This window comes from Serratia sp. CY32780 (assembly GCF_052169135.1).
GTDB classification, from domain to species: Bacteria; Pseudomonadota; Gammaproteobacteria; order Enterobacterales; family Enterobacteriaceae; genus Serratia; species Serratia sarumanii.
In genome coordinates this window covers 144,217-169,900 of the sequence record NZ_JBJNLI010000006.1, presented here as the reverse complement: position 1 = coordinate 169,900, position 25,684 = coordinate 144,217, and the positions used below count along the sequence as shown (strand labels likewise).

The window sequence follows — 25,684 nt, the reverse complement described above, 5'->3', positions numbered from 1 at the left end:
TTCAGGTTGTTGGAATTCATCATGAAACATTCTAAAAAAATAGGTTTCCTTCTGCTCGTGTTACTGGTTTTGTCAGGGTTTCTTTATTGGTTGCTTTATTGGCGCTACTTTCAAACCACCGACAATGCTTACGTGCAAGCAGACATTACAAACGTCAGCGCCCGCATCAGCGCGGTGGTGGTTAACTCTATGATTCGGGACAATCATCGGGTGAATAAGGGCGACTTATTGGCTCAGTTGGACGACAGGGAGTTTGTTGTCGCGTTGCAGAAAGCAGAGGCGACTCTGGCGCAAAGTCGGGCGGCGTTAACGAATGCCCAGGCAAGTTATCAAATGCAAAAAAGTGCTATTGACGAGTTTCGCAGCGATGTGAATTCTGCTGCAGCCACTCTGCAGTATGCGCATCAGCAGTATCTCCGTTTTCAAATTTTGCAGAAAAAGAATTATGTTTCCAAGGGAGACATGGATAACGCCACATCCAGTTATCGCGTCGCAGAGGCAAAATACCACCAAACGCAAGCGAGCTTGAAAACGCAAAGCGATAAACTCCAAGTCTTGCAAAGCGAAATTGAGCAAAGCCAGGCTAATGTTGAACAGGCTCAGGCAAACCTGGAACAGGCGAAATTGACATTGAGTTACACGCGGATTATTGCGCCTATTGATGGGGTAATCAGCAACCGTAGTTTGCAAGTGGGTATGATGGTTCAGGCTGGGCAGTCCATTGCCAGTATCGTCTCCGGAGCGGCCCCATGGATAAGCGCCAATTTTAAGGAAACGCAGAAAGCACGTATGCGTAAAGGATTGCCTGTGGAGGTGAAAGTTGATGCGTATCCAGGGAAAATATTTCATGCCAGGGTGGATAGTATCTCACCGGCTACAGGAGCAACTTTTGCTTTATTACCACCAGACAATGCGACAGGGAACTTCACCAAAATTGTCCAGCGCGTCCCAGTAAAAATTGTTTTTGACTCTCCGCAACAAATAGACAGCGGCCTTTCGGCCTCTGTTACGGTAGATACGCGGGGATAGCGCCGGGAAATATGGAAATCCGCCTCGACAAGGGATGTCGCAACGCGGTCTGTGCCGGAATGACGGCAAAGTTATAATAGTCATCACCATAGCCTGTTCATTCATTGGCTGGTAGTTCTTATATCGGTAAAAAGGCGCCGCGTGTTTATCGCCGCTGGACGAGCGTGATTATCAATGCATTTACCTGGGGCGTTGTTCGATAGAACGGCGTCGTTCATTGTTGAAGTTTTGATAGAGAGGTAAGGAGGCGTATTAAACAAAATAGGTTGAGGATAGAAAGACGTAAGCAGATTTATTCTGCGATATGTACAACGATGAAACTTAAATATGAACGAATAAGGATATATGTTATGAAAAGTCTATCGATTGTTATTACTCTCGCTTCATGCTTACTGCTACCTCTGACTGCGTCTGCGGCCGCAGGCACATGTTATAGCGCAAAGAACTGTTCCGGGAAGGTGCTTAGCCACCGGGATGCCCATAACTGCAAGGTTAAGGACAAAGGTAAATCCTGGCGCAGTGATATTACAGGCCAATGCACGAATCTTTGATTTATGGCTGACGTTTAGGCTCTTTCATTGAAAAGAGAATGGCTGGTTAATCTGTTATGGGCTGCGTTTAGGCGCAGCCCGATGATTCTCATTCGCTTATCGCGCATACCGCTTAATTCAACTCCCGCTGATTCAGCAGCACCCGATTCAACTCGCTGTTTTTGCGCACGTTCAGCTTGCGCATCGCCGAACGTTTGTGGGCGCTGATGGTTTTCTGGCTGCGCTGCAGCAGGCCGGCGATGCTGCAGGCGGACATGCCGCTGCTCATCAGGCCCAGCACCTTTTTCTCACAGTGGCTCAGCGCGGCGAGGCGGCAGGCCTGGCATTTCCATATGTCGGCGGCGTGCAGCGCCATCCACGGCTGCTGAATGAATTTTTCCAGCGCCATCTGCAGCTTGAGGCGAATGGCGTAAACCGAGTCGCGCCGGTGGATGCTGAACAGCGGAGACAGGTTTTTCATCTGTTGCTGGGCCGTGTCGTCGAGGATCAGCAAGGTCAGCTGCCGCTGGCGCGGGATGCCGTAGGGGCTCCGGTAGCAGCAGGCGCAGCCCCAGCGCTCTTCCGGCGTGCGGAACACGATTTCGATGTTATCCAACGCCTGCAGCGCCAACGGCGAGAACTGCGGGTACAGGCGTTGGCATTCGTTCAGGGAGTGCAGATAGTCCTGCAGCAGCAGGCGTAGCCCCTGCTGGTAGAAGTTATCGCTGTCGAACAGCGTGAAGCGAATATCTGGCATGGGTGGCTCCTTAAAAGGCCGCGGCGCCGCGCCGGAGCGAACGGTGACGGCCAATCGCCGGCGTTCGCGCGCCGGTCGTTTTACTGATTTCCCTGGGGCGGTGCGGGGCTTATTGGTACGCCAGCACAAAATTGGCGACGGAACTGAATTCGCCTTCGGTAAGGCTTTTATCTTTCATCGCGCTCGGCCGGGCCTGGACATAGGCGCTGAACCTCAGGGCGTTGGGGCCGTCTTGCAATGTCACCGCATCGGTCGGCGTGCCCAGATCAATCGCTTTGCCAGCACCGTCAAACAGCGCGATAGCGGCGCCGTTGGCGCCATTGTTGATCGCCAGCTTGCCCGGCAGTTCGGCATCTTCGGTGCCGGTAAAGGTGGCGGTGACCGATTTGAAAACGGCGGTTTTACAGTCGGTTAAGCGAATGGAAAATGACACGGGGTTGGTGTGGCCGTAGCGGTACAAGGTTTTGATCAACACCGTATCCATCTCGACGGTCTGGTGAAGAGACTGCGGGTCGATATTGCAGGGTCTGCTTACCACGGAGCCGAAAAAGTCTATTTCCTTATTTTCCGCCGCGACTGCGGAGGAAAATAGAAAACCGATGCCGCACAGAGCGGTGATTGTCCGATAGCTCTTCATCATCACCACCATTAAATATAATTAATCAGCAAGATTACGGTCTTGCGGAAATTGCCTTCCTGTCCTTCCCCGCTGGCCTGCAATGAGGCGCTGTAGGATTTTTGCACCTGATCGCGGCCACTCATGTCGGCAAAGCTGTCGAACTGATTGTATTTAATCCATTTGGGGTTGGAATTATCGTGGATGCGCAAGGTTGAACCATTGTCCATATTCAAGCCGGTAGCGTCGGTCAGCGTGCCGTTTTTCACCATGAAATTGGCCTCCAGCGCGAAGCTGTCGCTGCAGCCGTTTTTGCGGATCAAGATGCTGAAATCCTTGCTCGCTACGGTGCCCGCATTGGGTTTCCAGGTCGGGATCTCACCGAAGTCAACGCCTTCCGGGGTTGAAAGCTCCACCGAAGCGGCGCACTGGATCACCTTGATTTTATCCAGCCCGGTTAGGGTGAAACGGTAATTTTTTCCCGGGTGGACGTTGATGCCGCCTACGCCATCGAGCTGAAAAACGGCGATCTGACTGGCGCCCCCTTCGGTGATTTCTCCGGTTTTTTGCAAATAAACCTGATAGTTGACGTGACCGAGCTCCCGTTGCTTGGGGGTACGAAACATATCGGTTTGTACTCGGGAGTTGATCAAGCCGAGATCCCGGCCGTTATAAATCACCCCCATGGCGATGCCGGCGGCGAACTGCCGGTTGTCCGGATTGGGATAGAAGTAAACCCATTCCCCCTTGGGTTTGCTGGCGTGCGCCCAGCACATAACGTCGCGGCTCATCGGTTTAGAGGTCCAAAGCCGGCTGCCGACCGGTAAGGTGGCCGGTATGGTCAACCGGCCGATATCCTCGCTCTCTTCGGTAATGCCGTTCTCGGTATTCAGGTGGCATTCCAGCGCCTGAGCGCCGAACGGCGTCGCCAGGCAACTCAGCAACGCCAGGCGTTTATAAATAGACCAGCTGGACATGCACCACTCCTTTGAATTGGTTTGCTTCGATGAACGGACGGGTTGATTCCAATTGAGCGCTGAACCACAACGTATTGCCGCCGGGCTGCAAGACATAGGGGGCGTCGGGTTGGTTGAGGGACAATGCGCGGCCCCGTTGATCTTTCAGCCGCAGGCCAACGCCTTGTACGCCGCCGTGCAGCCTCAGCAACTGCGGATTGTCGGGGTCGCTTTCACCGAGGAACACCAGCGTGGCGGCCTGCTCCCCCCGCAGATAGAGCAGGCCGGCGTCGCCGTTGCGCATGCCGGCCGGATTGTCTGCCAGCGCCTTGGCGCCCAGCAGGCAATGGGTAAAGGCGAGACGAAAACGTACCGGCGCGCTTTGATCGCCGACATGCCGGAAGGCGATCGTACCGATCTCACCGAGATCGACCGACTGATCGCGGCTGTCCGGCGCCAGGCTGCAGGGGGAGCTCAGCAGAGCGCCCTGAAAACCGACTGTGCCGCTGGTGCCCTGAACCTCTCCCGGCGGAGAGGCCATTGCGGCGCCGTTGCCGAGCAGCAAGGCGCCGATCAGCAGAGGCCGCAGGCGGCCGGTGAAGTCAGCCATGCCGTATCTCCTTATTTTTTTCCGGGTGCGGCGGTGCAGAGGCTAGCGCTGCAGGTGAAGCGCAACTCGGGGTGGCCGCCGAAATCATTGATATAGGTGATGACGAAGGCGTCGAACCCATGGTCGCGCAAACGCACTTTTTCGCTGGATTTGGGGGACAGCATCACCGGCTGAAAATCGCCGATCGCGCCACCGCCTTGTTTCTGCGTCTGACGGGCGATGCCGGTCAGCGTGATGTGGAACGGCGTCGGATTTTCGATGGTGAAACCGTCGGCGGTTTTGTGGAACACCAGCTGTTCTTGCCATATCTCACCCTGCGGCGCGACGATGGCCTTCGGGCGGAAGAACAGTTTGATCTGCGTTTGCAGCGCCAGCTGCATCACGTTGGCTTTGCTGCTTTTGGGCGGAATTTCACGCAAATTGAAATAAAACACCGATTCGCGATCTTGCGGCAATAGCTCGGCTTCCGGCGTTTTGGTAATGCGCACGACGCTGCGTTCTCCGGCTTCCACCCGTTGCAATGGCGGCAATACCACCAGCGGCGAAACGATCTTTTGATGTTGCGCATTCTCGATCCAGGCCTGCGCAAGGAAAGGCAACTCTTTGTTCTCATTGGTTATGTTAAGGCTGATCGATTTGGCGTCGCTCACATAGATGGCGCGCGTGCGATCCAACGCGATCGCCGCGTCGGCCGTCGAAGCCAGCGTCATCAACGCCAGGCTGCCCACGGTTACTGCTATCGAATGTTTGTTCATGTTATGCGTCTACTCTCAATGTGTTGCGGATTACGGTTTGGTGCACGGCAACAGCAGCCGGTCCAGCGGTTTGGCGGCGCCTGGGATGGCGATGCGGCACTGACGGCGGCCTTCCCAGGCGACGTCCAACCGCTCTTCCGGTTGGACGCCGGTCAGATACACCGAGCCGCCGTCGTTCACCACCGCGATCTCCCGTCCGGTTGCACTCAGCACCGTGGCGCCGAACGGCGGTTCGCTGCCGTCCGCCAGTTTGATGGTGGCTAACAGCTTGCTGCCTTTCACCACCTCGAAGTGGCGATAACCGATGGCGCCTTCCGTCAGCGTGCCTTGCACCACCGCGCGCGTGGCTTCAACGTCGTCTGCCAGCTTGTTGACGTCGATGCGCGTATCGGTGTTGTAGTAGCTGGTGATGTCCGAGATCACCGCCAATCCGAAGCGGTTGCTGTAAGCGCGGCCGTTGTTGATCGGCACGCCGGCGACGCCGTTGGTATCCAGCATCATGCGGCTGCCGCCGTTGCCGGCGTTCTGGTGCGCGGCGACGCCGTGCCGGGTAGCGGTCAGGCCGCCGCGGAAAGTTCCGCCTATCGAGGAGTAACTGCCCTGCTGATAAGACGCGTTGGCGTTGAGCGTGCCGAACGACGCGTTATGGGTGTAGTAACCGCTCGCCGTCGGTTTGCCGGACTGGGTGACGCCGCTGCCGACCTGCCAGGTATTGTTGATGTCGCTGTTGTCGGTGTAGGTCGCCGTTTGGGTCACGTCGCGGTTATTGACCTGCAGCGCGTAGCCCAGACGGTTGTGCTCGCCGATAGGCACGGTGAAATTGAGCATCGCGCTATCGTCGGTGCGGCCCCGATAGTGAGTGCGATAGGCCGCCAACGAGGCGGTGATGTTGCTGATCCCGCCGAAGTCGAACAGCTTGCTGGTCGACATGCCGTAGCGGTTTTGCGCGCCTGCGTCCCAGTAAGTCTGGTGTGAGTAGGTCAGATAAGCGGTGATCGCCTGAGCGCTGTCCTCCGCCATAAAGGTTTTGCTGGCGGTGACGGTATACAACTCTTTTTGTCGGCCGCTGTAGCGATCGTCAATGTCGCCGTAGCGCGCCTGCAGGTACTGCGACATGGTCATAAATTTGCGCTGCGAAAAGCGGTAGCCGGCAAAGGTGATTTGGCCGTTGAGCTCGTCGAAACGCTTGGCGTAGTTGACCTTGAATGACATGCCTTTGGCGCTGGGTTCATCGGGCAGGCGCGCGATCGACTGCGTGGCGTCCACCGACAGGGCGCCGAACAGGTTCAGGTCGCGCCCCAGGCCGAGAGCCCAGGCGTTGTAATCGCCGCCGAGCAGCGCGCCGCCATACAGCGACCAGGCGTTGCTCAAGCCCCAGGAGAAATCGCCGGCGGAGAACACCGGCCCTTGCGTGCGGTGATCGTAGGCAGACGGCTTGCCCAGCGCCACGTTATAGCGCACGTAGCCGGGGCGGGTCAGATAAGGAATGCTGGCGGTATCTACCTGAAAAGTGGAAACACTGCCGTCTTGTTCTTCCACTTTCACATCCAGTTTGCCGCGTACCGAGCTGCTGAGATCCTGAATGGCGAACGGCCCGGCGGGCACCGTGGTTTGATACAGCGTGCGGCCTTCCTGAGAGACGGTGATCCGCGCGTTGCTTTTGGCGATGCCGCGTACTTCTGGCGCGTAACCCTGCAGGTTGGGCGGCAGCATGCGCTCGTCGCTGGCGAGGTTGAGGCCGGTAAAACGGTAGGCGTCGAACACCGGCGAATTCAGGTAGGTTTCACCCAGCGTCAGCCTGGCGGCCTGCATCGGCAGCGCGCGGTATGCGTAGATCTGATTCCAGTCGAAATTGCTGTCGCGCCGGCCGTATTGTTGGTTGAAATCGGTCTGATAATCGGCGCGCAGGCGCCAGGCGCCCAGGTTGGCGCCCAATGTACCGTAGCTGCTGAGGCTTTCGGCGGTGCCGTTGTCGTGGTGCTGTTTACCGATTTGGCCGCTGAGATTGTAATCCAGCAGCACGCCGGGGATGCCATCGTCCCACTGCTCGGGCGGCGTCCAGTCGGGATCGGAGTATTTCATCCAGGCCTGCGGAATGGTGATCGCCAGCACGCCGCCGCTGATGCGATCGGAAACCGCTGCGCCTTTGATGCCGCGAATGTCGGCACACTGGTTGTCGCGCCACAGGGTGACTTTTTTGGCCGCTTCTTCTTTCAGCGCCATTTTTTCCACCAGGTCAGGCGGCAGGCACACCTGGCTGCCGCTCTTGTTATCCGGCGACGGGAAATACTGAATGCTGCGCTGGGGCAGCGTTTTCTGGTTGATTTTGATATCCAGCAGATAGGTGCCCGGCATGACGTAATCGGCGTCGGAAAAGCGGGATAAGTCCACTTTGCTGCGTTCGCCAATATCCAACACGTCGGTATTGAATTCCGTGGCGGAAAAGACCGTTTTTGCCCAGAGAACAGAGAGAATGACGATGATGGGCGTTTTTTTTATTGTCAGTAAAGACGTCATAGAATGATCACTCATGGCAAATCCGCGCCTAATAGCAGGTCATCCCGTAAGACCTGAATACGTAATGCTGTACAGCGTTCCTAACGAAAACCGGCTACAGATAAGACAGGGTGAATTTGGCCAATGAGCTGAAACCGCCCGCCCGTGCCCTGTCGGGGTGAATGCGCAGCTGGGCGCCAAAGCGCAGCGTGTTATCGCCGGCAACGATCAGATAATCCGCCGTCGTGCTGCCGAGCGGGATCGGGGTGCCGGCGTCGGTCAGCAACTCGATAGCCATGCCGCGCGCCTCGCCATGGACGGCGAGCCATTGCGGATCTTGGCTATCCGCGATGCCGCTGAAGGTGAGGTTGGCCGCGCGATAAATAAAATCGGGCTTTATCTGGCTGGCCAGTTCGCAGTTCACCAACCTGATGGCGAAGTGGCGGCGGCTGCCGATGAGGCTCGGCTGGGCATCTCGCCCGGCGTCGCTCATTGAAACCAGCCCGAAATCAACGGTTTGATCCAAACTGTCGCCGGCGATGTTGCACGGCGTTTCGACGATTTCGCCGCCCAGGCTGACTTTGCCGTGGCCCTGAGTTTTCGCCGTGGCGCTAGCGCTGCCGATGCTGAGCGCGATCAGCAATGCGCCTCGCCAATGGATGGTCATGCTGGCTTCTCCCTGTCGAGATCGGTTCCTTTGCCGGAGCCGGCGTCGTTAAGCATGGGGATGCCCGCGCCGGCATCCCCAACGAGGCTTACTGATAAGCCAGGGTAAAGTTCGCCACGCTGGTGAACTGGCCCGGCACGACGGCGCCGGAAGCGCTGTTGCCTTGCAGGTATGCGGCGAATTTCAGGGCGTTGTTGCCTTCGTTCAGGCCCTGGCCGTCCGTTGCGGTGCCCAGCTCAACTTCCTTGGCGTGCAGCTGGTCGTAAATCACGATGCCCGCGCCGCTGGCGGAACCGCTCAGCGCCAGCAATTTGCTGTTGACGGCATCCGGCGTGCCGGTGAAGGTCACCTTGACGTTTTTCATGGTGTTGAGCGCGCAGTCTTTCAGCTCAATGCTGAAGGGTTCGGCGCTGGATTTGCCTTCTTTGGCCAGGATGCGGCTGCTGATCTGGCCCATCGGGACGGTTTGATCGACGGAGTCCGGCGTGATGCTGCAAGGCGCATCGATAATTTCACCGCTAAAGGTCACGGTGCCGCTGCCCTGGTTCGGGGTCGGCGCCGCATGTGCAACGGAGGCGGTAGAAAAAGCAATGGCGGTCGCCAGCATTAATTTATTCAGTTTCATTTCTCAGGTTCCTGTAGAGAGTATTTAAATAAAAAGAAAAGCACACCTAAATCCCCGCAGAGCAGCAACGCCCTGTTAGCCGCACTGCGATGGGAGCCAGATCCTTTTGCTTTGGGCAATACGCACACTTTTCGTTATTTGCTTTTAATAACGAAATGGTTATGTGATGTTTGGTCGGTTTTATTTGATTTTAAAACCCGAATATCAGTATGGCGTTTTGCTGGGAATATTCTTGCAAACAATAGCATTGCTTGGAAATAGATTTTGTTGAAATAACTCAAATTCAGAATATAAAACCAAAAGGAAAAAGTTAAATATAAGATCAAAAACCAATAGATCGTATGTAAATATTATCCAGAATAAATGACTGAATAAATAGGGTTATGCGAGATATTAGATCGACTGTAATAGCGGTTGCCCTACAATGCGCAATATCGCTTTGCTAATATTACGCTTTGACGAACATTGAAGAATTTTCTTTATGAAACAAAATGAAAAACATAAGCATTTGTTTTGTATGATTTTGTGTGGTTAGTTGTCCCTATGGTGTTCCACCGCCTATTCCTGGGTTGTCGATGGTTTGTCGAAGAGTCGTTAACAAAAAAATAACAACAAGGCAGGGGGAAGATTATTCTTATCAGATGCTATTTTTTGGACGCGCTTATGTTATTTAACCCATTGTGATTAACCAGAAAAGGGCAGGTGATGCAGTAGGCATTACATAATAATGACCTAAGTGATAATCAAAGGATGAACGATGGAATGATTACTGCGATTAATGCATTTAACAGATGTAAGGCGCATGCGTTGACAATGTTGGTAATTATGTATTCACAGTTCGTTATGGGATTGTTTAAACATCTTCATATCATGATAACCATGAAAAAAATTGCACAGAAAAATCCTAGTGAAAAATCCGAGGAACAATGCATGACATTTTATCGGCAAAGGTTGGATTCATTAATAAATATTCATTCGCGCGGTGATAGACAGCGCCAGGTCTATTTTATCGGAACAACGTCGTTTGCGCGGACGCCGCCGTGATTTATGCCCCTGCGCATCACTGACGTGCAGTCATGAACGGGGGCTCAGCAGTAACCACTCAGGAGGAATGCTATGGCCAAGGTGCCGAAAACGTTTGAAAGTAGAAAATCGCTGATGCTGGATGTGTTGCGGGGATTGTGCCGGGATCTTGTGGAAGGGGCCGGGGGCCTGCATCCCCCGCCGGAGCAGTGGCCGAAGACGCGCGAGCTGGCGGATAAATGCGGCGAAAACATTTATACCACCCGCACCCTGCTGCTGGCGCTGGAAAAGGAGGGCAAGGTTCGCTGCACCCACCGCAGCATCAACAATTCTCTACGCTGGTACAGCTGCGACGAACAGGCGGCGATAAAAAAAGAGTGATTCGACCCTGGCGGTCGCTTTTGACTATTCCTACAGCTAATCATTAGTAAAATTTATTATTTGACGGGGCGTTTTGCTCCGTCAATCCTCCTCTCCGCTCGCTGCCATCCGCACAGGCATTGCTAATATGTTTTTTGCGGCCATATACTTATCGCTCAGACGGGAACAGGTGTAGGGAGCCGGCATCGTAATGAAGGAAAAGAAAGACATACTGAGATTGGATGATATTCATTATCAAATAGACAACCAGGTGATCCTGGACTCCGTCTCTTTCACGCTGGGTGAAGGCGAGTTCAAACTGATCACCGGGCCTTCCGGCTGCGGGAAAAGCACCCTGCTGAAAATCATCTCTTCCTTAATGGATCCGACCAGCGGAAACCTCTATTTCGACGGACGAGCGATCGCCGAGATGTCGCCGGAGGCGTATCGCAAACAGGTTTCTTACTGCTTCCAGACGCCGGCGCTGTTCGGCAATACGGTTTACGACAATCTGGCGCTGCCCTACCAGATCCGTCAACAGTCGCCGGATGAACGAAAAATGCAGGCCGATCTGGCGCGTTTCGGGCTGCCGGAGGCGATGCTGACCAAAAGCATCAATGAGCTGTCCGGCGGGGAGAAGCAGCGCGTGTCCCTGATCCGCAACCTGCAGTTTATGCCCCGGGTGCTGTTGCTCGATGAGATCACCAGCGCGCTGGACGAGGAAAATAAGCGCAACGTCAATGAGATAGTGCATCAGCTGGTGGCGGAGCACCGGCTGGCGGTGCTGTGGGTGACGCACGATACCGAAGAGATAGCGCATGCGGACGAGGTGATCACCCTGCGCGCGCACGGCGCCGAGCAACAGGAGCAACAGCATGAATCAGCATAACATCACCAACGAATCCTTAGGCTTGTCGATGGTGCTGGTGGTGGTCGCCATTCTGATCAGCCACCGGGAAAAGCTGGCGCTGGAAAAGGACATTATCTGGAGCATCTGCCGCGCGGTGGTGCAGCTGATCATCGTCGGCTACGTGCTGAAGTACATTTTCGATCTGGATAACGCGGTGCTCACCGTGTTGATGGTGCTGTTCATCTGCTTTAACGCGGCCTACAACGCCAAGAAACGCAGCAAGTACGTCGAACACGCGTTCGTGACGTCGTTTATCGCCATCACCACCGGCGCGGTGCTGACGCTGGCGGTGCTGGTCTTGACTGGCTCCATCGAATTTACGCCGATGCAGGTAATCCCCATCTCCGGGATGATCGCCGGTAACGCCATGGTGGCGGTGGGATTGTGCTACACCAACCTCGGCCAGCGTTTCAAAAGCGAGCAGCAGAAGATTCAGGAGATGCTCAGCCTGGGGGCGACGCCCAAGTTCGCTTCGGCGGCGCTGATCCGCGACAGCATCCGCGCTTCGCTGATCCCGACCGTGGACTCGGCGAAAACCGTTGGGCTGGTCAGCCTGCCGGGCATGATGTCCGGGCTGATCTTCGCCGGCATCGATCCGGTGAAAGCGATCAAATACCAGATTATGGTGACCTTCATGCTGCTTTCCACCGCCAGCCTGTCGACCATCATCGCCTGCTATCTGGCCTACCGTAAGTTTTACAACGCGCGCCACCAGCTGGTGGTCGGCAACCTGAAGTAACGCCATGAAAAACGGCCTCCGCGGAGGCCGTTTTTTTTACCCTTGCAGCAGGGCGATGCTCTGGCGGATTTCCCGTTCGATATCCGCCTCGCTCCAGCTGCCCAGCTGCGAAGAGAAGGGCTCGAAGGCATAGACGCCGGTGTAGCCCAGGCGTTCCAGGTTTTGCACCTGGCGGCGGCTCTCCAGCCGATCGCCCTCGCTCAACATGATGCGCTCTTCGTCGCTCAGCGCGCCTTTATCCCGCCCATCCTCCACGCCGGACAGATGCACCAGGCCGATCTGCGCCACCTGGATCTGCGCGTCGAAGTCGGCCTGCGCCACACCGCTTAAATAGTGGTGGAAAGTATCGAGCACGATGCGGTACGGCGCGCCCGAATCGCGGATGAGCGCCTGGGTCAGCAGCGACGATCGCAGCGAGCTGATGCCGAAGCCCAGCGGCTCGACGTACCCCTGCACGCCATAGCGGGCAAACAGCGGCGCCAGCAGCCGCAGCGCGGCGAGGGTGTCGTCGCGTTTTTGCTGCTCGCTGCGCGTGTCATCGGCGCTGCAGTGCGGGCATAGCACCAGCGCCCGGCTGTGGATGGCCTGCGCCTGCGCCAGCAACGCTTCGGCGCGCTGCTGCAGCGCCGCCGGGTTGTCCATCAGATTGAACATGCCGAGGGCGTTGATCGTGACGATCTCGATGCCGTATTGCGCAGCGAGCGCATTGAGCTGCGCGTCGCTCAGATCGTCGGTCACCTTGCCGCTGGGCATATCGTTGCGCAGCTCAACCTTACTGAGCCCGCAGCGTTTCACCAGGCGGAAAAAACTGTCCAGATCGAGATTCGGCGCGATCTTGCGGTTAATGCAGAAGCGGTCCAGTGCAATGGTCATGAGGCATTACTCCAGCGGTCAGGGTTGAGAGATCAGGATTTGCCGTTTTCCAGCGGCAGCGGCTTGCCGTCGGGCAGGGGGTGGCGGTGGCGTTTGGCCAGCACTACCTGCTCCATTTTTTCCAGCGAGACGCCTTTGGTTTCCGGAATATAGCGGCCGATGAACCAGTAGCTGAACAGGCAGCAGGCGGCGAAGATCCACATCGGGAAGGCGCCGTGGAAATGCGAGAACAGGTAAGGGTGGTCGTTGATCATCGGGAACGACTGCGACACCGCGAAGTTAGCGACCCACATGCAGCCGACGGCGATGCTCATCCCCTGCGCGCGCATGCGGTTCGGGAAGATTTCCGACACCAGCACCCAGGCGCCGACGCCCCAGGACAGCGCATAAAACACCATGAAGAACAGCATGCCGAACAGCGCGAAATAGCCGGTGGCCTGAGTGTAGAGCGCGTACGAGGTGAGCAGCAGGCCGGCGATGGCGCCCAGCGTGCCGTAACGCATCAGCGGAATGCGGCCCATGCGATCCATCAGCATGGCGCCGATGACCGAACCGACCAGCTGCAGCACGCCGATCCAGATGGTCTGAAACAGCGCTTCCTGCGCGTTTTCGGTGACGGTTTTCAGCACCACCGGCGCGTAATACATCATTACGTTGACGCCGGTCACCTGCTGCAGCATGGCGATCATGCAGCCGACGAACAGGATGAAACGCACCCGCACATCGCCGTAGTTCAGCTTCCGATGCCGCTGCTGTTGATCCTGCTGCAGCGAGTCTTTGATTTCTTTCAGCAGATTCTGCGCGTGGGCGGCGTTGGAAACCTTGGTCAACATCGCCAGCGCCTGATCGTCGCGGCCCATCATCACGTTCCAGCGCGGCGACTCAGGAATGACGAACACCAGGATGCAGAACAGAATGCAGGGGATGACGCCCGAGGCGAACATCCAGCGCCAGCCCATTTCCACCAGCCAGGCTTCGCTGGCGAGGCTGGCGATTTTGAAGTTGACGTAGAAAATCACGATCTGACCGAACACGATGGCGAACTGCTGCATACTGAGCGCGCGCCCGCGCATGTCCTTTGGCGACACTTCCGACATGTACATCGGCGACACGGTGGCGGCGATGCCGACCGCCAGCCCGCCGATGATGCGGTAGATGACGAACCAGGTGAAGGTCGGGGCCAAGGCTGCGCCGACGGCGGAAACGGTGAACAGCAGCGCCGCCAGCATCAGCGCCTTTTTACGGCCCCAGCGCGCCGCTAGCGGCCCGGCGGCGAAGGCGCCGACCACGCAGCCGATCACCACGTTGGAGACTGCCCAACCGGTTTCGGCCGGGCTGAGATTGAAATAGGTTTTCAGCGCTTCGATCGCGCCGGAGATCACGGCGGTATCGTAGCCGAACAGAATGCCGCCCAGGGCGGCGATGCCGCAAATTCGCAATATGTAGCCGGTATTGTGCTTACGCTGATATGACATGTGTTGCTCCGATTTTTATCCTGGCTTCCGTCCGCACGGTTGGGTTATCGGGAAGAGGGCGAGCGGAAGGGTGTGAACCGTGCCTGTCATCAAGGCGATGTCGTCGATAAATGCTGGAACAAACAAGAACATTTATTTCATAATTAGTGAATAATGGAATATTGATTTTTAGATCCAGTTCAAAAAAAACCGTCGCGAGCGATCCGGGCGCCTTGGGCGTTCTGGGGCGGGCGGTAACGGCGACAGGGCAGGCGCGGTGCGGGTTTTCTGTAGCAAAGTCAGTGTGTATTGCCCCTGGTTTCTCCTGCGCCGTTACGCTTTCCCTGGCGCGGTAATGAAAGCGCCAACCCGATCGACACCGCAAAATTGCGACCTCACGCACTAAAAACAAATTTTTCAAAACAATTTATTTGAAACTTTTTTTTCAATGAAATAGAGTTTGCTGCATCCGGTCAGGATGTAGCCGGCTTGCCGACGGGGTTTGGCGAGCGGGACGATTAACGCCGCGCCGCCGGCGAGTGGCCAGGCGACAGCGGACTTGAAAAGAGGGCGTGACATGAAAACCGTGGGTAACTTTATTGACGGGCAGGTGTGCCTGAGCAGCAGCAATCAAACCGTCGACGTGCACAACCCGGCCAGCGGGCAGGTTGAGCGGCGCGTCACGCAGAGCACCGCCGCCGAAGTCAAGCAGGCCATCGACGTGGCCCATCGGGCGTTTGCCGATTGGTCGCGCACCACGCCGCTGCGCCGCGCGCGCATCATGTTCAATTTCAAGGCGCTGCTGGAACAGCACCGCGACGAGCTGGCCGAGCTTATCGTCAGCGAGCACGGCAAGGTGTACTCGGATGCGCTGGGCGAACTGACGCGCGGCATGGAAGTGGTCGAATTCGCCTGCGGCATCCCGCATCTGATCAAGGGCGAGTATTCGCCGGACGTCGGCAGTGGCGTCGACAGCTTCTCGCTGATGCAGCCGCTGGGCGTGGTGGCGGGCATTACCCCGTTCAACTTCCCGGCGATGGTGCCGATGTGGATGTTCCCTATCGCGCTGGCCTGCGGCAACACCTTCATCCTCAAGCCGCCGGCGCTGGTGCCTTCCGCCTCGGTGCGCCTGGCGGAACTGCTGAAAGAAGCCGGCCTGCCGGACGGCGTGTTCAACGTGGTGCACTGCGCCAATGAAGACGCGGCGCAGCTGTGCACCGATCCGCGCATTCAGGCGGTGAGCTTCGTCGGCTCCTCCACCGTGGCGGAACATATTTACACCACCGCCAGCGCGCACGGCAAGCGGGTGCAGGCCTTCGGCGCGGCGAAGAACCAGGCGATCGTCATGCCGGACGCCGATCTGGACGCCACGGTCAACGCGCTGATGGGCGGCGCGTTCGGCTCCGCCGGCGAGCGCTGCATGGCGCTGCCGATCGCCGTGGTGGTCGGTGACGACACCGCCGATAAACTGATCGCCAAACTGAAGCCGCTGATCGCGCAGCTGCGCGTCGGGCCGGGCTTGCAGCAGGGCGGTGAAGAGAATGAAATGGGGCCGCTGGTGTCGTCCGCCCACCAGAAAAAGGTGCTGGGCTACATCGATCTGGGCGTGGAAGAAGGCGCCACCCTGGTGGCCGACGGCCGCAATTATCAGGTGCCGGGCTATCCTGAAGGCTACTACGTCGGCGGCACGCTGTTCGACCATGTGAAGCCGAACATGCGCATCTACCGCGAAGAGATCTTCGGGCCGGTGCTGGGCATCGTGCGGGTGCCGGATTACCGCAGCGCCATCGACACGGTGAACGGCCACGAGTTTGGCAACGGCAGCGCCATCTTTACCGGCAGCGGCCACTACGCGCGCCAGTTCGTGCAGGAAGTGCAGGCCGGGATGGTCGGCGTCAACGTGCCGGTGCCGGTGCCGATGGCGTTCCACAGCTTCGGCGGCTGGAAGCGCTCGGTGTTCGGCGCGCTTAACGTGCACGGCACCGACGGCGTGCGCTTCTACACGCGCATGAAGACCGCCACCGCGCGCTGGCCGGCCGGGCAGCAGACGGTGTCCGAATTCAGCATGCCGACGCTGGGTTAAGCGATCGCAAAGTATGAGCGGGCCGTTGCTCCTTCGGGGCAACGGCCTTTGCACGGGGAGTTAACAGGAGAATCGAGATGTCTTCACTGCTTGCCAAATGTCAGACGCCGAACGCCGAGGGGCGTATTCAGCACGTGACGCCGGAAAATGCCGGGTGGCGCTATGTCGGTTTCGACGTTTATCGCCTGGCCGCCGGGCAGTCGCTGCAGCTGGAGTGCGGTGACAAGGAGCTGTGCCTGGTGCTGGTGGCCGGTATCGCCTCCGTCGCCACGCTGCGCGCCGAATACCCGCATATCGGCAAACGCATGAGCCCGTTCGAGCGCACGCCGCCTTACGCGGTGTATGTGCCGCACCACGATCGCATCGACGTGCGGGCAGAAACCGATCTGGAGCTGGCGGTGTGCAGCGCGCCCGGCAGCGGCCACCTGCCTTCACGGCTGATTACGCCGGCGGATATCGGCGTGGAGCGGCGCGGCAAGGGGCGCAACCAGCGGTTGGTGCACAACATTCTACCGGACAGCGAGCCGGCCGACAGTCTGCTGGTGGTGGAGGTTTACACCGACGAGGGCAACACCAGTTCCTACCCGAGCCACAAGCACGATCGGGAAGACTCACCGGACGAAACCTATCTGGAAGAGACGTATTATCACCGCATTCAGCCGGAGCAGGGATTCTGCATGCAGCGCGTCTATACCGACGATCGCACGCTCGACGAATGCATGCCGGTCTACAATCGGGACGTAGTGAAAGTGCCACGCGGTTATCACCCGGTGGCGACCCTGGCGGGCTACGACAACTATTATCTCAACGTGATGGCCGGGCCGGTGCGGCAATGGAAATTCACCTGGGAAAAAGACCACGCCTGGATTAACGGCGACGGCTATCCCGCCGCGCAATAAGCGCCTGAGGCCCGGCTTGCCGGGCTTATTCTTTATCAGGGTATAAATTTGACCTAAATTTTCCCTCCATCTTGCTCAAATGATAATCTGTTCGCACGCGATCGCTCCCTGGCTGAGTGAATCTAACGAACCGCTGTTATGCAACGAAATTGCCGGTACACAGGAGGAAGAACCATGACGACTACCATGTCCCAAAAAGCGGCGCGCGAAGGATTAGGTTCGCCCGACCTGTTTGAAGGCGGGGTTTACGTCACAAAAAATGGTGTTGCCGAGCTGTTTGTACAAACGGCGGCTGAGAGAGAGGCCGAAATTCGGGAACGCAATCTGGAGCGCCAGTCCAACGCGTTGTTGAAACTGACTATGCTGGCGAAGCAAGAGATTAAAAATCAGCGTGGTCTGTCGCCCGAAGAAACCTTGCAGCGGCTGCGTGACGCGCGGAAATAGGCCCGAGGTGCAGGATGCCCCAGGAAATACGTTTTACCGTCGCGCCGGCGGCGGAATGGAGCCTGAAAGACATCGAGTCTTATAAGAGCGGAACGATAGGAGCAGTCGCGGCCGGGGTGTTCGTGGACAATCTGTTGTTATCGTCCCTCGCGGCAATTGCCGACGATCCTGCCTGCTACCGCTTCAACGCCGTGCTGGCGGGCATGGGGGGACGGTTGCACGAGCGATTGGATCCCGACAGCGAATACCGCGTCATCTATGACTACGGCGGCCAGACGGTGGAGATTCTGCTTTTCATCAGCATGAAGCAGGATCTGGAAAGCGCGCTCTACCGCTATTTGTTGCTGCAATAACCCCGCCGCGCCCGAGCCTGTCGGGCGCGTTCCCCCCAGCCTTACTCGTCCCGGGCGTTATTCAGCGCCAGCGAAACCGCCAGCGTCTGCGCCAGGCACATCGAGGCCACCTGCGAACGGAACCCGTCCACCTGCGCTTCGCGCACCACGAAACAGACGTCGCTGAAGGCGGCCAGCGGGCTGACCTGGCTGTCGGTGATGGCGATCTGCTGCGCGCCGCGCTTGGCGCCCAATTCCACCAGTTCCACCGCCTCGCGGGCGTACGGCGAATAGCTGATGGCGATCACCACGTCCTTCGGTTTCACCATGCTCAGCTGTTCGGTGAACATGCCGCCCAGGCCGTCGATAAGAAACGCGCGGCGCTCCAGATGGCGTAGCGCATAGGTGAGATAGGAGGCGACGCTGAACGAACGGCGCAGGCCGATCACGTAGATGTTTTCGGCGTTGTTGAGCAGTTCGACGGCGCGATCCAGCTGCTCGGGGGCGATCTGCATCGCCAGTTGCTGCAGCGCCTGCGCGTTGACCATGGTGAATACGTTGAGAATTTCCGCCGGTTTCTCCGGCGCGACGTTGTCGTCGGTAGAGGTTTGGCGGAACAGGCGCGCGCGCTCGGTATAGTTCACCGTCTCTTCCATCAGATGCTGACGGAACACCTGCTTCATTTCGTTGAAGCCGCTGAAGCCGAAGGCGTTGGCGAAACGGATCAGGGTGGAAGGCGGCACGCTGGCCTGTGCGGCGATGGAGGCAACGGTATCGAAAGCGATGCTGTTACTGTTATCCAAAATATAGCGCGCCACCTGCTTCAAACGCTTGCTCAGCGTTTCATAACGGTGGCGGATCTCGTCCTGTAACAGCGAAAGTTGAGTTGGGTTGTTCATCCATTCGGCTCGCAGTGGGGTGAAGGCGCATTGGCCTGACGCCTGAAATATTGACAGGGTATTTTAACAGACGGAGCGGAAATTTCATTTCCTCAAAAAGCGATTTATTCGATCGCACATTGCGCGACTTCACAGAAAATAGGCAAAAAAATCCCCTTAAAGCGGCGAAATGGCCTTAAGGGGACGTGAACCTGCTCTCGCTGTCAGTGCGCGCCGCCCGCCTGCGGGCGGTACTGGCGCCAGAAACCGATCAGCGTCAGGTATTTTTGTTTCACCTGCTCGATCAGGGCGGCGTCGTCGATTTCCCCCTGCAGCCAGCGGCGCGAAGGTTGGCCGAAGATAGTGCGGCCGACGGCGAAACCCTTCACCCAGCGCGCATCCGCGGCGGCGGCAAAGCCCGCCTTCAGCACCGCTTCCGGGGAGTCGAGCCCCAGGATCAGCACGCCGCGGCAGTAGGGATCGTAGGTATCGATCAGCGCACCGACCCGCCGCCAGTTTTCCGCGCTCAGCGGCGGCAGTTTCCACCAGTCCGGCTGAATGCCCGACTGGTAGAAGTGCTCAATCATCTCCAGGTAATAACGTTCGTCTTTGTCGGGGTTGTTGTCCGGCAGGATCACTTCCAGCAGCAGCTCGTGGCCGGACTTACAGCAGCCGCGGTAGACGTCGGCGATCAGCTCATCCTGCTCGCGACGCAGTTCCGCCGCGTCGTGCGGGTGATAAAACACCAGGCACTTCACCACGTGCTCCTGCGGCCAGTCGATCAATTGCGAGCCGATATTGCCATGCTCCAGGCGCAGCGGGCGCGAACTGGGCAGCTCTACCGGCCGGCCGATCCACCATCCCTGGCCGGTGATCTCGTTCAGCGCCGCCTGCCCGTAAGTGGTGTCGGCCAGAATGCCGCTGTTGCCGTTCAGGCCGGCCTGCGCGGCGGCCTGTTGCGCCGCGGTCAGCAGCAGGGTTTTCAGGCGCGGAATGCGCTCCTCGCCGACGCCGGCTTCGCGTGCCATGTCCGCCAGCTGCTTGCGGTGATCGAAGGCGAAGACGCACAGTTCCGGCCACTGTTGCTTGCGGGTGGTGACCCGGTGCAGGTGGTTCAGGCGCGCATCGCGGTCCGGGCGCGTGACCTGCCGTTCACGCAGCAGGTAGTCGTCCAGCTCCCGTTTGGTCGGCATCGCCGGCGCGCAGCCGTGGCGCGAGACCACCAACGCGCCGCAGGCGTTGGCGTAGCGGCAGGCCTGATCCCAGCCCTCATCGTTCAGGTAGCCACGCAGCAGGCCGGACATAAAGGCGTCGCCGGCCCCCAGCACGTTCAGCACCTCAACCCGCACGCCAGCGTGCAGTTTCACCTGTTCCCAGTCGTCGGCGATTTCGCCCTCGAACACCGAGCAACCCTGCGCGCCGCGCTTGCACACCAGCGTGGCCGCCGTGGCCCGGCGCACGTTTTTCAGCGCCGTCAGCGTGTCGGTGCTGCCGCCGGCGATATGAAACTCTTCTTCGGTGCCGACGATCAGATCGAAATGGTGCAGCACCTCCTGCAGCTCGCGGGTCACCTGGTCCGATTCCACAAAGCGGGTTTCGCCGTCGCCCAGCGACGTCAGCCCCCACAGCACCGGGCGGTAATCGATGTCCAGCGCGGTGCGCAGGCCGTGGCGGCGCGCGTATTCCAGCGCCTTCAGCACCGCGGCGCGGGTGTTCGGGTGCGACAGGTGCGTGCCGGTGATGGCCAGCGCGCGCGCGGAGGCGATGTAGGCCTCGTCGATATCGTCCGGCGTCAGCGCCATGTCCGCGCAGTTTTCGCGGTAGAAGATCAGCGGGAAGGTTTCCTGATCCTTGATGCCGAGGATCACCAGGCCGGTTAATCGCTGTTTGTCGGTGATCAGACAGCGGGTATCGGCCCCGACGCGCTGCAGCTCTTCGCGCAGAAAACGGCCCATGTGTTCGTCGCCGACGCGCGCCAGCATGCCGGATTTTAACCCCTGAATGGCGGTGCCGTAGGCCACGTTGCCGGAAGAACCGCCGAGGTACTTGGCGAATGTGCCGGCGTCTTCCAGCCGCGCGCCGATCTGCTGAGCATAGAAATCGACGGCGATGCGCCCGAGACAAATGACATCAAGCTGTTTTTCTTGTGTAGCCATACCCGTTTCCTTCTGTTTAAGCAAAACTCCGGCGGCGGCCCGAGCGTGGCGCCCTGCAGGAAGCATGTGGACAGTATGGGGAATGAAAATTTCAATTTCAATATAGAATGAAATTTACACCCCAAAAATGTGATGCGTTTAAAACATCGACAGAGGCGTGGGAAAAGGCGGTGAAACGGCTACGGGAGGGGGCCGGGGCGCGCATAAAAGAGGGGAAATGACAGGGTAAAAGGCGGTCAGCCCATGAGCCAACGGCTTTTATTGGCCGGTGCGTGGCGCGAAGCCAGTGAAGGCTGACCCACGAGATGAAACGGGCTTTTCATGCATTATGCGATCTTTATCGCAAAATGAAATGTTTCTTCTGTAATGTGATTTTATGAAAAATATATTTGTTTATAATCGCTTCACGTTTCAGGTTGTCGACTTCGTGAGCAGCGGGCATCGCCTGCTCAAGATAATAGCTGCCGCCGCGTAACACAAACACGGAATTGTCGGCTCGGCGCGAGCCCTTTCCGGGGCGGCCCTCAATCTAAAGGGTGAGTAAATGGGCAAGATCAGGCTAACCATGGCGCAGGCGCTCGTCAGATTCCTCGATAACCAGTATCTGCTGGCCGACGGCGTGGAAACCAAATTCGTCGCGGGCATTTTTGCGATTTTCGGCCACGGCAACGTGCTGGGGCTGGGGCAAGCGCTGGAGCAGGATAGCGGCGATCTGCGGGTGCATCAGGGCCGCAACGAGCAGGGGATGGCCCATGCGGCGATCGGCTTCGCCAAACAGAAGCTGCGCCGGCAGATCTACGCCTGCACCTCATCGGTCGGCCCCGGCGCCGCCAATATGATCACCGCCGCGGCCACCGCCACCGCCAACCGCATTCCTTTATTACTGCTGCCGGGCGACGTTTACGCATCCCGCCAGCCGGATCCGGTGCTGCAGCAAATCGAGCAGTCTTACGATCTCAGCATCAGCACCAACGACGCGTTCCGCGCGGTGAGCAAATACTGGGATCGCATCGTGCGGCCGGAACAGCTGATGAGCGCCTGCATCAACGCGATGCGCGTGCTGACCGATCCGGCGGAAACCGGCGCGGTGACGCTGTGTCTGCCGCAGGACGTGCAGGGTGAAGCCTACGACTATCCCGACTATTTCTTCCAAAAACGCGTGCATCGGCTCGATCGTCGCCCGGCGACCGACGGCATGTTGGCGGACGCGTTGGCGCTGCTGGCGGCCAAACGCAAACCGCTGCTGGTGTGCGGCGGCGGCGTGAAATACTCGCAGGCCGGGCGGGCGCTGCGCGAATTCGCCGAGCGCTTCGGCATTCCGTTCGCCGAAACCCAGGCCGGCAAAGGCACGGTGCCGAGCGACCATGAATTCAACCTCGGCGGCATTGGCGAAACCGGCTGCCTGGCGGCCAATACGCTGGCTCGTCAGGCCGATCTGGTGATCGGCGTCGGCACCCGTTACACCGATTTCACCACCTCGTCCAAATGGCTGTTCCAAAATCCGGACGTCAGCTTCCTCAATATCAACGTCAGCGCCTTTGACGCCGGCAAGCTCGACGGCGTGCAGGTGCTGGCGGACGCCCGCGAGGCCCTGAGCGAACTGGGCGCGCTGCTGGCGCAGGCCGAGTACCGCGCCGGCTGGGGCGACGCCATCGCCGCGGCGCGCAGCGCCCAGCGTGAAGAGACCGAGCGCGTTTACGCGGTGGAATACGGCGGCGCAGGCTTTGTGCCGGAGATAGACGATCACCTCGATCGCGAGCGGGTGTTCGCCGAATTTATCGCCCAGACCGATTCCGCGCTGACCCAGAGCCGGGTGCTGGGGGTGCTGAACCGCGAGCTGCCGGCGGACAGCGTGATCGTCGCCGCCGCCGGCAGCCTGCCGGGCGATCTGCAGCGGGTGTGGCACAACCGCGGCGAGCACGGTTATCACGTGGAGTACGGTTACTCCTGCATGGGGTATGAGGTGAACGCCGCTTTGGGGGTCAAGCTGGCCGAACCGCAGCGCGAGGTGTACGCGATGGTGGGCGACGGCGCCTTCATGATGCTGCATTCCGAACTGGTCACTTCGATTCAGGAAGGCTGCAAGATCAACGTGATGCTGTTCGACAACATGACCAACGGCTGCATCAACAACCTGCAGATGGAACACGGCATGGACAGCTACACCACCGAATTCCGCTTCCGTAATCCACAGGGCGGCAAGCTCGACGGCAAACTGGTGCCGGTCGATTTCGCCATGCTGGCGGCGGCTTACGGTTGCAAAACCTATCGCGTCACCACCGAGCAGCAGCTGCTCGATGCGCTGGCCGACGCCCGCAGGCAGACCGTGTCCACGCTGCTGGATATCAAGGTGCTGCCGAAGACCATGGTGCACAAGTATCTCAGCTGGTGGCGCGTGGGCGGCGCTCAGGTGGCCGACAGCGAGAAAATCGTCGCAGTGGCGCGCAAGCTGCAGGAAAACATCGATAAGGCGCGCGATTACTGATTCGTTTTCATACATAAATCTCGAGGGTAGCGAAAATGACATTGAACATTGGGGTTATCGGCACCGGCGCCATCGGCCGCGATCATATCCGTCGCTGCAGCAAAGTGTTGCAGGGCGCACGGGTGGTGGCGGTGAATGACATCAACCGCGACAACGCCGCCAAGGTGGTGAGCGATCTGCAGCTGGATGCGCGGGTGTATGACAACGGCCACGATCTGATTAAGGCCGCCGACGTGCAGGCGGTGCTGGTGACTTCCTGGGGGCCGAGCCACGAAGAGTTCGTGCTGGCGGCCATCGCCGCCGGCAAACCGGTGTTCTGCGAGAAGCCGCTGGCGGTGACCGCGCAGGGCTGCAAGAACATCGTCGATGCCGAAGCGAAGCACGGCAAACGGCTGGTGCAGGTCGGCTTTATGCGCCCCTATGACCAGGGCTATCGCGCGCTGAAACAGGTGCTGACCAGCGGCCAGATCGGCGAGCCGCTGATGCTGCACTGCGCGCACCGCAACCCGACGGTCGGCGAAGCCTACACCACCGATATGGCGATCACCGACACCCTGATCCACGAAATCGACGTGCTGCGCTGGCTGCTCGACGACGACTATGTGTCGGTGCAGGTGGTGTTCCCGCGCAAGAGCCCGAAGGCGTTCCCACACCTGAAAGATCCGCAGATTGTGCTGTTCGAAACCGCCAAAGGCACGCGCATTGACGTCGAAATCTTCGTCAACTGCCAGTACGGCTACGATATTCAGTGTGAAGTGGTGGGGGAAACCGGCATCGCCAAACTGCCGGAGCCGTCTTCGGTGCAGATGCGCAGCGGCGCCCGCCTGTCGACCGAAATCCTGACCGACTGGAAGGATCGTTTTATCGACGCCTATGACGTTGAGCTACAGGGCTTCATCAACGACGTGGCCGCGGGCAAGTTGACCGGGCCTTCCGCCTGGGACGGCTACGCCGCCGCGGTGACCGCCGACGCCTGCGTGGCGGCCCAGCTCAGCGGCGAAATCGTGCCGGTGACCCTGCCGGCGCGCCCGGCGTTTTACAACAAATAACCGGCTTGCACCACCTACCCACGATTGCAGAGGAGTGACCATGAAGATCGCTTTTGATGTTGACGTTATCCGGGATTTGGGCGTCACCAAAATGGTTCAACAGGTGGCGGACTGGGGCTACAAATACATCGAGCAGTCACCGCACCCGCAGATCAACCCGTTTTACAAGCATCCGAAGGCCAGCCGCGAAATCATGGCGGAGTATAAAAACGCCCTGAAAGCGACCGGCGTGGAGATCTCCTCATTTATCGTGGTGTATCGCTGGTCCGGGCCGGGGGAGGATCGCCGCCAGGCGGCGGTCAAAAACTGGCGGCGGATGATCGAAATCGCGGTGGAAATGGGCGTGCAGGTGATCAACACCGAACTGGCGGGCAACCCCAACGAACCGGAGATCTGCGAGGAGCTGTGGTATCGCTCGATGGAGGAGTTGCTGCCGATCGTCGAGCGCGAGGGTATCCGTATGGAGATCCAGTCGCACCCGTGGGACTTCTGCGAACTGAGCAACGAAACCGCCGATCTGGTGAAATCGCTGCGCAGCGATCACGTCAAATACCTCTACAGCGTGCCGCACACCTTCTACTACGACAAGGGGCAGGGCGACGTGGCCGGCATGCTGCAGTACGCCGGGGACGATCTTTCCCACGTGCTGATCGCCGACACCATGAACCACACCAAGCATTGCCGTTATATCGTCAACCCGCCGGGCGTTGACGCCGCGGTGCACCAGCACGTCGGCATCGGCGAAGGCGAGGTGAATTTCGACGCCCTGTTCCAGACGCTGCGCGACATGGAGTTTGCCAACCGCAGCTTCAAGGTCGGCGGCGAATCGATCATCTGCACTTCGCTGTTCGGCTACCCGGAAAAGATGCCGAGCCAGGCGGTGGCGACCAGAGAGCGCATCGAAAGAGAGCTGTTGGGTAAATAATCTTATTCGGCTCGCCGGCGGCGTTTGCGCCGG

At 58.6% G+C, this 25,684-nt stretch carries 23 protein-coding genes; 11 read left to right on the top strand and 12 right to left on the bottom strand.

Annotated elements, in window-relative coordinates:
* Positions 1–21: 21 nt before the first annotated feature.
* A complete protein-coding gene (locus ACJ8HH_RS21230; RefSeq protein WP_033638614.1) occupies positions 22–1,029 on the top strand; it encodes an HlyD family secretion protein in 1,008 nt (335 codons plus the stop codon).
* A 663-nt stretch (positions 1,030–1,692) separates the two neighbouring features.
* On the opposite strand, the gene ACJ8HH_RS21225 is transcribed toward ACJ8HH_RS21230, so the two are convergent.
* The 8 genes from ACJ8HH_RS21225 to ACJ8HH_RS21190 all read right to left on the bottom strand — a co-directional run bounded on the left by ACJ8HH_RS21225 (position 1,693) and on the right by ACJ8HH_RS21190 (position 9,041).
* Positions 1,693–2,316, bottom strand: coding sequence for a helix-turn-helix transcriptional regulator (locus ACJ8HH_RS21225; protein ID WP_060452082.1), 624 nt, complete (start codon positions 2,314–2,316; stop codon positions 1,693–1,695).
* A gap of 109 nt (positions 2,317–2,425) precedes the next feature.
* Positions 2,426–2,965, bottom strand: a complete 540-nt coding sequence (locus ACJ8HH_RS21220; RefSeq protein ID WP_086556970.1) for a fimbrial protein — start codon at positions 2,963–2,965, stop codon at positions 2,426–2,428.
* Complete coding sequence (locus ACJ8HH_RS21215) at positions 2,965–3,909, bottom strand: fimbrial protein (RefSeq protein ID WP_049235320.1); 945 nt, start codon at positions 3,907–3,909, stop codon at positions 2,965–2,967. Before ACJ8HH_RS21215 ends, ACJ8HH_RS21220 begins: the two co-directional genes overlap by 1 nt.
* On the bottom strand, positions 3,887–4,498 hold the full coding sequence (locus ACJ8HH_RS21210) for a fimbrial protein (RefSeq protein WP_060452083.1): 612 nt from the start codon (positions 4,496–4,498) through the stop codon (positions 3,887–3,889). The genes ACJ8HH_RS21215 and ACJ8HH_RS21210 overlap by 23 nt, the downstream gene beginning before the upstream one ends.
* Before the next feature lie 11 nt (positions 4,499–4,509).
* Complete coding sequence (locus ACJ8HH_RS21205) at positions 4,510–5,253, bottom strand: fimbrial biogenesis chaperone (RefSeq protein ID WP_060420137.1); 744 nt, start codon at positions 5,251–5,253, stop codon at positions 4,510–4,512.
* A 30-nt stretch (positions 5,254–5,283) separates the two neighbouring features.
* On the bottom strand, positions 5,284–7,785 hold the full coding sequence (locus ACJ8HH_RS21200) for a fimbria/pilus outer membrane usher protein (protein WP_060438262.1): 2,502 nt from the start codon (positions 7,783–7,785) through the stop codon (positions 5,284–5,286).
* 79 nt (positions 7,786–7,864) lie between these two features.
* Positions 7,865–8,416, bottom strand: a complete 552-nt coding sequence (locus ACJ8HH_RS21195; RefSeq protein WP_033649363.1) for a fimbrial protein — start codon at positions 8,414–8,416, stop codon at positions 7,865–7,867.
* 88 nt (positions 8,417–8,504) lie between these two features.
* Positions 8,505–9,041, bottom strand: a complete 537-nt coding sequence (locus ACJ8HH_RS21190) for a fimbrial protein (protein ID WP_033636355.1) — start codon at positions 9,039–9,041, stop codon at positions 8,505–8,507.
* Between the two features lie 1,116 nt (positions 9,042–10,157).
* Here ACJ8HH_RS21190 and ACJ8HH_RS21185 point away from each other — a divergent pair.
* From ACJ8HH_RS21185 to fetB, 3 genes are all read left to right on the top strand, one after another.
* Entirely contained in the window at positions 10,158–10,445 is a 288-nt protein-coding gene (locus ACJ8HH_RS21185) for a FaeA/PapI family transcriptional regulator (protein WP_033649362.1), read from the top strand.
* Between the two features lie 190 nt (positions 10,446–10,635).
* Entirely contained in the window at positions 10,636–11,313 is a 678-nt protein-coding gene (gene fetA, locus ACJ8HH_RS21180) for an iron efflux ABC transporter ATP-binding subunit FetA (RefSeq protein WP_033636353.1), read from the top strand.
* The gene (gene fetB / locus ACJ8HH_RS21175) at positions 11,300–12,073 is read left to right on the top strand and encodes an iron efflux ABC transporter permease subunit FetB (protein ID WP_004930878.1); all 774 of its coding nucleotides are present in this window, start codon (positions 11,300–11,302) and stop codon (positions 12,071–12,073) included. Before fetA ends, fetB begins: the two co-directional genes overlap by 14 nt.
* Before the next feature lie 36 nt (positions 12,074–12,109).
* Here the strand turns inward: fetB and ACJ8HH_RS21170 are convergent, their stop codons facing one another.
* Together ACJ8HH_RS21170 and ACJ8HH_RS21165 are read right to left on the bottom strand one after the other, a co-directional pair.
* Entirely contained in the window at positions 12,110–12,946 is an 837-nt protein-coding gene (locus tag ACJ8HH_RS21170; protein WP_041037070.1) for a TIM barrel protein, read from the bottom strand.
* Positions 12,947–12,978: 32 nt separating this feature from the next.
* Positions 12,979–14,421, bottom strand: a complete 1,443-nt coding sequence (locus tag ACJ8HH_RS21165) for a sugar porter family MFS transporter (protein WP_033636350.1) — start codon at positions 14,419–14,421, stop codon at positions 12,979–12,981.
* 556 nt (positions 14,422–14,977) lie between these two features.
* Between ACJ8HH_RS21165 and ACJ8HH_RS21160 the strand changes: the two genes are divergently transcribed.
* From ACJ8HH_RS21160 to ACJ8HH_RS21145, 4 genes are all read left to right on the top strand, one after another.
* A complete protein-coding gene (locus ACJ8HH_RS21160) occupies positions 14,978–16,483 on the top strand; it encodes a CoA-acylating methylmalonate-semialdehyde dehydrogenase (protein ID WP_033649359.1) in 1,506 nt (501 codons plus the stop codon).
* A 77-nt stretch (positions 16,484–16,560) separates the two neighbouring features.
* Entirely contained in the window at positions 16,561–17,382 is an 822-nt protein-coding gene (iolB, locus tag ACJ8HH_RS21155; protein ID WP_033636349.1) for a 5-deoxy-glucuronate isomerase, read from the top strand.
* Positions 17,383–17,556: 174 nt separating this feature from the next.
* Positions 17,557–17,826: a hypothetical protein gene (locus ACJ8HH_RS21150; RefSeq protein ID WP_033649358.1), complete on the top strand. Its 270-nt coding sequence runs from the start codon at positions 17,557–17,559 to the stop codon at positions 17,824–17,826.
* Positions 17,827–17,840: 14 nt separating this feature from the next.
* The gene (locus ACJ8HH_RS21145; protein WP_060388431.1) at positions 17,841–18,179 is read left to right on the top strand and encodes a hypothetical protein; all 339 of its coding nucleotides are present in this window, start codon (positions 17,841–17,843) and stop codon (positions 18,177–18,179) included.
* Positions 18,180–18,220: 41 nt separating this feature from the next.
* On the opposite strand, the gene ACJ8HH_RS21140 is transcribed toward ACJ8HH_RS21145, so the two are convergent.
* Together ACJ8HH_RS21140 and ACJ8HH_RS21135 are read right to left on the bottom strand one after the other, a co-directional pair.
* Positions 18,221–19,057 (bottom strand): MurR/RpiR family transcriptional regulator, encoded by an 837-nt coding sequence (locus tag ACJ8HH_RS21140; RefSeq protein WP_004930856.1) that lies wholly within the window; start codon positions 19,055–19,057, stop codon positions 18,221–18,223.
* Between the two features lie 203 nt (positions 19,058–19,260).
* A complete protein-coding gene (locus tag ACJ8HH_RS21135; RefSeq protein WP_039569090.1) occupies positions 19,261–21,192 on the bottom strand; it encodes a bifunctional 5-dehydro-2-deoxygluconokinase/5-dehydro-2-deoxyphosphogluconate aldolase in 1,932 nt (643 codons plus the stop codon).
* Between the two features lie 544 nt (positions 21,193–21,736).
* Here ACJ8HH_RS21135 and iolD point away from each other — a divergent pair.
* The 3 genes from iolD to ACJ8HH_RS21120 are packed head-to-tail and all read left to right on the top strand — an operon-like array spanning position 21,737 to position 25,651.
* Positions 21,737–23,677, top strand: a complete 1,941-nt coding sequence (iolD, locus tag ACJ8HH_RS21130; RefSeq protein WP_033649355.1) for a 3D-(3,5/4)-trihydroxycyclohexane-1,2-dione acylhydrolase (decyclizing) — start codon at positions 21,737–21,739, stop codon at positions 23,675–23,677.
* Between the two features lie 35 nt (positions 23,678–23,712).
* Positions 23,713–24,726, top strand: coding sequence for a Gfo/Idh/MocA family protein (locus ACJ8HH_RS21125; RefSeq protein WP_033649354.1), 1,014 nt, complete (start codon positions 23,713–23,715; stop codon positions 24,724–24,726).
* 40 nt (positions 24,727–24,766) lie between these two features.
* Entirely contained in the window at positions 24,767–25,651 is an 885-nt protein-coding gene (locus ACJ8HH_RS21120; protein ID WP_004930845.1) for a sugar phosphate isomerase/epimerase family protein, read from the top strand.
* Positions 25,652–25,684 lie beyond the last annotated feature (33 nt).